The sequence below is a fragment of the Flavicella sp. genome, from assembly GCF_029238425.1.
Classification (GTDB): Bacteria; Bacteroidota; Bacteroidia; order Flavobacteriales; family Flavobacteriaceae; genus Flavicella.
This window is the reverse complement of record NZ_JAQWGB010000173.1, coordinates 1-5123: the sequence shown is the minus strand read 5'-3', so window position 1 is coordinate 5123 and position 5123 is coordinate 1. Positions and strand designations below refer to the sequence as shown.

The 5123-nt window shown below is 33.6% G+C and carries 7 protein-coding genes; all 7 read left to right on the top strand.

Going from position 1 to position 5123, the window contains the following annotated elements:
* Positions 1-46 precede the first annotated feature (46 nt).
* Entirely contained in the window at positions 47-562 is a 516-nt protein-coding gene (locus P8H68_RS12010; protein ID WP_300325460.1) for a lactoylglutathione lyase family protein, read from the top strand.
* A 63-nt stretch (positions 563-625) separates the two neighbouring features.
* Complete coding sequence (locus tag P8H68_RS12005; protein ID WP_300325457.1) at positions 626-1144, top strand: DUF4442 domain-containing protein; 519 nt, start codon at positions 626-628, stop codon at positions 1142-1144.
* Between the two features lie 11 nt (positions 1145-1155).
* Positions 1156-1449, top strand: coding sequence for a hypothetical protein (locus P8H68_RS12000; RefSeq protein ID WP_300325455.1), 294 nt, complete (start codon positions 1156-1158; stop codon positions 1447-1449).
* 16 nt (positions 1450-1465) lie between these two features.
* Entirely contained in the window at positions 1466-2323 is an 858-nt protein-coding gene (locus tag P8H68_RS11995; protein ID WP_300325452.1) for a membrane dipeptidase, read from the top strand.
* A 317-nt stretch (positions 2324-2640) separates the two neighbouring features.
* Entirely contained in the window at positions 2641-3630 is a 990-nt protein-coding gene (locus P8H68_RS11990; protein ID WP_300325449.1) for a beta-agarase, read from the top strand.
* An 85-nt stretch (positions 3631-3715) separates the two neighbouring features.
* Positions 3716-4624 (top strand): glycoside hydrolase, encoded by a 909-nt coding sequence (locus tag P8H68_RS11985; protein ID WP_300325446.1) that lies wholly within the window; start codon positions 3716-3718, stop codon positions 4622-4624.
* A gap of 92 nt (positions 4625-4716) precedes the next feature.
* The coding region (locus P8H68_RS11980) for a cupin domain-containing protein (RefSeq protein ID WP_300325443.1) at positions 4717-5123 on the top strand (407 nt) is incomplete at its 3' end.

Below are 5123 nucleotides of genomic sequence, written 5' to 3'. Positions count from 1 at the left end.
GATTCGTTTTTCATAAATTAATCTGAACAATTTAAAACAAAAAAATATGAAAGAAGCAAAATATCCTAGGTCGTTTTCACATGTAGGTATCACAGTTCCAGATATCCATAAGGCCGTTGAGTTTTATGGTGAGGTTATGGGTTGGTATGTCATAATGCAACCATCTGAAGTGAAAAAAGAAAAAGAAACAGCCATTGGTCAAATGTGTATTGATGTATTTGGTGAGAATTGGGAAACTTTTGAGATTGCTCATATGGCAACTTCAGATGGAATTGGAGTAGAATTATTTTCATTTCCACATGGAGTCAAAAAAGCTCCGGAGTTCAATCCATTTAATACTGGGTTATTTCATTTTTGCGTACAAGACCCAGAAATAGAAGCATTGACGGAAAAAATTGTGGCCTATGGAGGGAAACAAAGAATGCCGATTCGAGAATATTATCCAGAAGAGAAACCATTTAAAATGGTATATGTAGAAGATCCTTTTGGAATTGTTTTTGAAATATACACACATAGTTATGAATTGACTTATTCTTCAGGTGCATATCAAGACAAGCAGTAGCTTTAGTCTTTATTTGTTTTTTAACTGATTTTTTTTCTCAATTAAAAAAATACGAATTGATCTATGTCTATTTATAAGAAATTAACGGAATTCGGTGAGCAATTTGTTCCAAAGGCAAAGCTGTTTAAATTTGGATTCAATGCATCTCCAATGTATAGAAGGAGTACAGGAAAGGTGGTTTTTGCTGCTGAAAATTTAAGCTTGATAAAAATTAAGCTCCGTCTAAGTTGGAAAAATAAGAATTACGTTAATTCGATGTTTGGAGGGAGTATGTTTTCAGCAGTAGATCCTATTCCAATGATTCAATTGATACATTTATTAGGAAAGGATTATGTGGTATGGGATAAAGCTGCTACAATTCGTTTTAAAAGACCTGCTAGAGAACATTTATTTGCGGATTTTACTTACACTCAAGATGAATTGAAATACATCAAATCTTGCGTGAATGAACAAAACGAAATTGAGATTGAAAAACTAACAGAATTGAAAAATAAAAATGGAGATATAGTTTATAGTGAAATATTAAAAACGATATATATTGCAGATAAAAACTTCTTTAAAAATAAAAGAAAAATAAAATAATAAGTATTAATATGAAAACAACTAGCGTAAGAATTTTACTTTTATTAGTCACTTGTTTTGCGATTACAGCGTTTATTGTACCTTCAAGTGAGGAAAGCAAAACTTGGGAAGCTTCTATAAAAGCAAAGAAATTTGTGAAAGAGAATATTGTAGTTGATTTTTTTGCCTCTCCCTATGGAGTGGGGTGGAATAAGTCGGAGCATTTACATAATTATATAGATAGAGCTATGAATACTGGTATTACTGGTGTTTCTGCTACTTTAGCCGCTACATATTATACATGGGAACAGTTTAAAAGAGTATAGTGTTTGGAGAACCACAATGCTAGAAGAAAAAGAAAAATTTGTATTTGTACATACATATGATGATTTTGAAAGAGCGCATAAGGAAGGAAAATATGCCGTTGCTTGGAATTCTCAAACAAGTAGTATTTTAAACGGTGATCTTTCAAAAATTGCTGTTTTAAGAGGTATGGGAGTTGGTAGTATGCAGCTGGTATATAACGGTTCTTATGATATGGGGTCGGGGGTAATTCAGTATTATAAAGGACAAGATAGCGGTTTGACATCAAGAGGGAAATCGATGATTGATGAAATGGTCAAACAAGGAATGGTTGTAGATTTGAGTCATACTGGTAAAAACACATCGCTTGATATATCTAATTATATGTTGGAAAAATATCCAGGAGAACCTTTTATCTATTCCCATTCATTACCAACAGGCTTGTATAAAAATTTACCAGATGCAACGGAAAAAGGATGCTATAGAAATATTTCTGATGAACAAGCTTTGTTAGCTGCAAAATCAGGAGGCGTGGTAAGCCCTACGTTTACTGAATGGATGATGGATGGTGTTTGGCCGGATGATATAACCCCGGTTCAATGTGCCGACATGATTGATTATTATGTGAAATTATTAGGAGTGGATCATGTAGGAATCGCTACAGATGATATGTTTACTTTAGAAATATTGATGAAATTTGTAGGTGCCAATGCAAGTAATTACGATGATGATGGTTATATGATGAAGGCAATGGATAAAGGAGCAAGTGGCTGTGCCGAATTGTCAAAAATATTACCCGCAATTACAGATGAATTGTGGAAAAGAGGTTATTCTAATAAAGATATCAAAAAAATATATGGCTTAAATATCCTTCGCGTTTACAAAACGGTTTGGTAAAAATTCTATCTAACGTATAACATAAAGAAACAGCTTACTATATTTTTATAGCAAGCTGTTTTTTTTGGAGATGATTTGATATGTAAGAAGATGTTGTGATTATTAAGGTCCTATGAAGTTCACAAATCGAATCTTGTCTCGTTATTATACAGTTGAGTTTCCCATTATTAATTTGCTTCAAAAGTAATTTTGGTACAACAAATAGGTTTCCAAATTTTGGAAATTATTAATAACGAAACCCTTATGAAAAATTAACCATTTTATTTAATATCATTTTCGGTGTCATATGCTTTTCTTGTAGTCAAAAAGAAGAAGATTTGAATTTCGAAAAAGAAATAGTATCTGAAAACCCGGTTCAGCCCGATGATTTTATGAATCCACCTGATTCTGGAAATGAATGGAGTACTATTAAAATTCCTGCAAATCCTGGAGATGAAAATGTATGGGAATTACAAGAAGAGGTTTCAGACGATTTTAACTATACTTTTGAATCCGTCACTTCAGAAACAACAATTGAAGGAAAATGGACAAATTTTTATCATAATGGATGGGATGGTCCGTCTCCATCAAAATGGGTGCATGAGAATGTGGAAGTATCTGATGGAGTTTTGAAATTAAAAGCAACTCGTGTTGAGGGAGAAACTAAAGTTGGAAGTTGTAATGGAGTGACTACGAATTTACCCGCAACTCGAATGGGGTGTATTACCTCAACAAAAAGAATTATATACCCTGTTTTTGTGGAGACAAGAGTAAAGGTGACAAATGCCTATATGGCTTCAGATATATGGATGTTGAGTCCCGATGATACACAAGAAATAGATGTTTTAGAAGCGTATGGACATAAAACAGCTGAGAATGATTGGTACGCCCAACGCTTGCATATCAGTCATCATGTTTTTATCCGAAATCTATTTCAAGATTACCAACCCAAAGATCAAAGTACTTGGTATACAGGGGACGAAACAACATATTGGTCAGATCATTGGTTGAGAATTGGTGTGTATTGGAAAAGTCCGACTCATTTGGAATACTATGTCAATGGAGAGCTGATCAAAATAAGTGATAATTTAGATACAGTGGGAGATAAAGATGGTATTGATCCCCTTAATTATACATCTCCTGATGGAAAAGCCGCTACAAGAACGGGGTTGAATAAAGAAATGGATATCATCATTAATATTGAAGATCAAACTTGGAATGCCTGCGCAGGGAGAACTCCAAGTAATGAAGATATTAAGGATACAGAAAAACATACCTTTAAAGTAGATTGGATTCGTGTGTATAAGCTTGAAAAAAAATCTGATTAAAATGAGACATAAATAAGAACGAAAGAATTTTAATATATTTGGTATCAGTAATTTTACCTATTAAGGTACATTTTTAAAATTAAATATGTCAAAATTAATAATCGCAGTTTCTTTTTGTCTTTTTTTTATTAGTTGTAGTAAGAATGAGAATGTTGAGGTGGACCATCCAGTAGATCCTGAACCAAAAGAAACACCGTTTTTCAATGTAGATCAAGATCCATTAACGGATGGTCGTACCTGGGAAAAAGTAGACTTTTTATCAGATGAATTTGAAGACGAGAATCTAGATTCTGAAAAATGGGCTTCACGTGTGAGTACCTGGGTAGGTCGTGCACCTGCTATTTTCAAGGATGAAGCCATTTCAGTTGCAAATGGAGATTTAAGAATTACGAATTATTTACTCGAAGAGGAAGAGATCGTTAATGGCAATACATATACACATGGCGGCGGACTTATAAGATCAATTCAAACTGCAACAGTTGGAATGTACTTCGAATGCAGAATGAAAGCAAATAAAACCTTTATGTCGTCTACCTTTTGGTTGATAAATACTAGAAATGAAGGTGCAGGCTGTGATAGAAGAATCACTGAGTTAGATATTCAGGAATGCGTTGGAGAGGTTACTACGAATGCTAGTTGGGCACAAGGTTTTGATAAGGAAATGCATTCAAATACACACAGTAGAAATGCAGAATGTGAAGAAACTATAGAAGGTTCTAAAGGGAATCATGCTTCAACTGAATTGGTTTATAATGATTATCATATATATGCAGCATGGTGGAAGAGCCCAACAGAAATATTATTTTTCTTAGATGGTGCATATTTAGAAACTGTTACCCCTGTTGAAAAATTTGATTTGCCTATGTGCATGAGGTTGGTAACGGAAACATATGACTGGAATCCTGTTCCACAAAATGGTGGGATGACAGGTTCTGAAGAAGAAAGGACCACTAGTTATGATTGGGTTAGAACTTGGCTACCAATCGATAGATAAAAGAAACCAAAGAGAAATTATTTTTATTACTCTGTATTAAATTTGCTTATTTTTGATCTATATTAGGTTTAAGGTTTAATTAGTATCTTTTTATGAAGCTCCATCTTTTAGACAGAAGTAGTATCAGCAACAGTTCATTTACAACTAAAGTGAATGAATATCCGTATTTTTTAAAAATATGGCATTACCATCCAGAGTTAGAGTTGGTCGTTATTTTAAAAAGTGAGGGAACCTGCTTTGTAGGAGATAGTATCGAAAAATTTGAGGTCGGAGATGTGGTGTTGATAGGAAAAAACTTACCACATATGTGGTTGAATGATGAGAATTATTTTGATCAGGACAAGGATGAAGCAGCCAAGGCAATAGCAATTCATTTTAAGCAAAATTATTTAGGAGCAGCTTTTTTTGAAACACCAGAAATGATTCATCTTTTAGAATTGTTTGAAAGGTCTAAATGTGGCTTGAAGTTTTTAAATGTCGGAACAGATGTGATTGATGA

What these genes read in the sequence shown, in the direction of transcription:
- P8H68_RS12010 (WP_300325460.1), top strand. Translation starts at nt 47, where the DNA reads ATGAAAGAAGCAAAATATCCTAGGTCGTTTTCACATGTAGGTATCACA.
- P8H68_RS12000 (WP_300325455.1), top strand. Translation starts at nt 1,156, where the DNA reads ATGAAAACAACTAGCGTAAGAATTTTACTTTTATTAGTCACTTGTTTT.
- P8H68_RS12005 (WP_300325457.1), top strand. Translation starts at nt 626, where the DNA reads ATGTCTATTTATAAGAAATTAACGGAATTCGGTGAGCAATTTGTTCCA.
- P8H68_RS11985 (WP_300325446.1), top strand. Translation starts at nt 3,716, where the DNA reads ATGTCAAAATTAATAATCGCAGTTTCTTTTTGTCTTTTTTTTATTAGT.
- P8H68_RS11995 (WP_300325452.1), top strand. Translation starts at nt 1,466, where the DNA reads ATGCTAGAAGAAAAAGAAAAATTTGTATTTGTACATACATATGATGAT.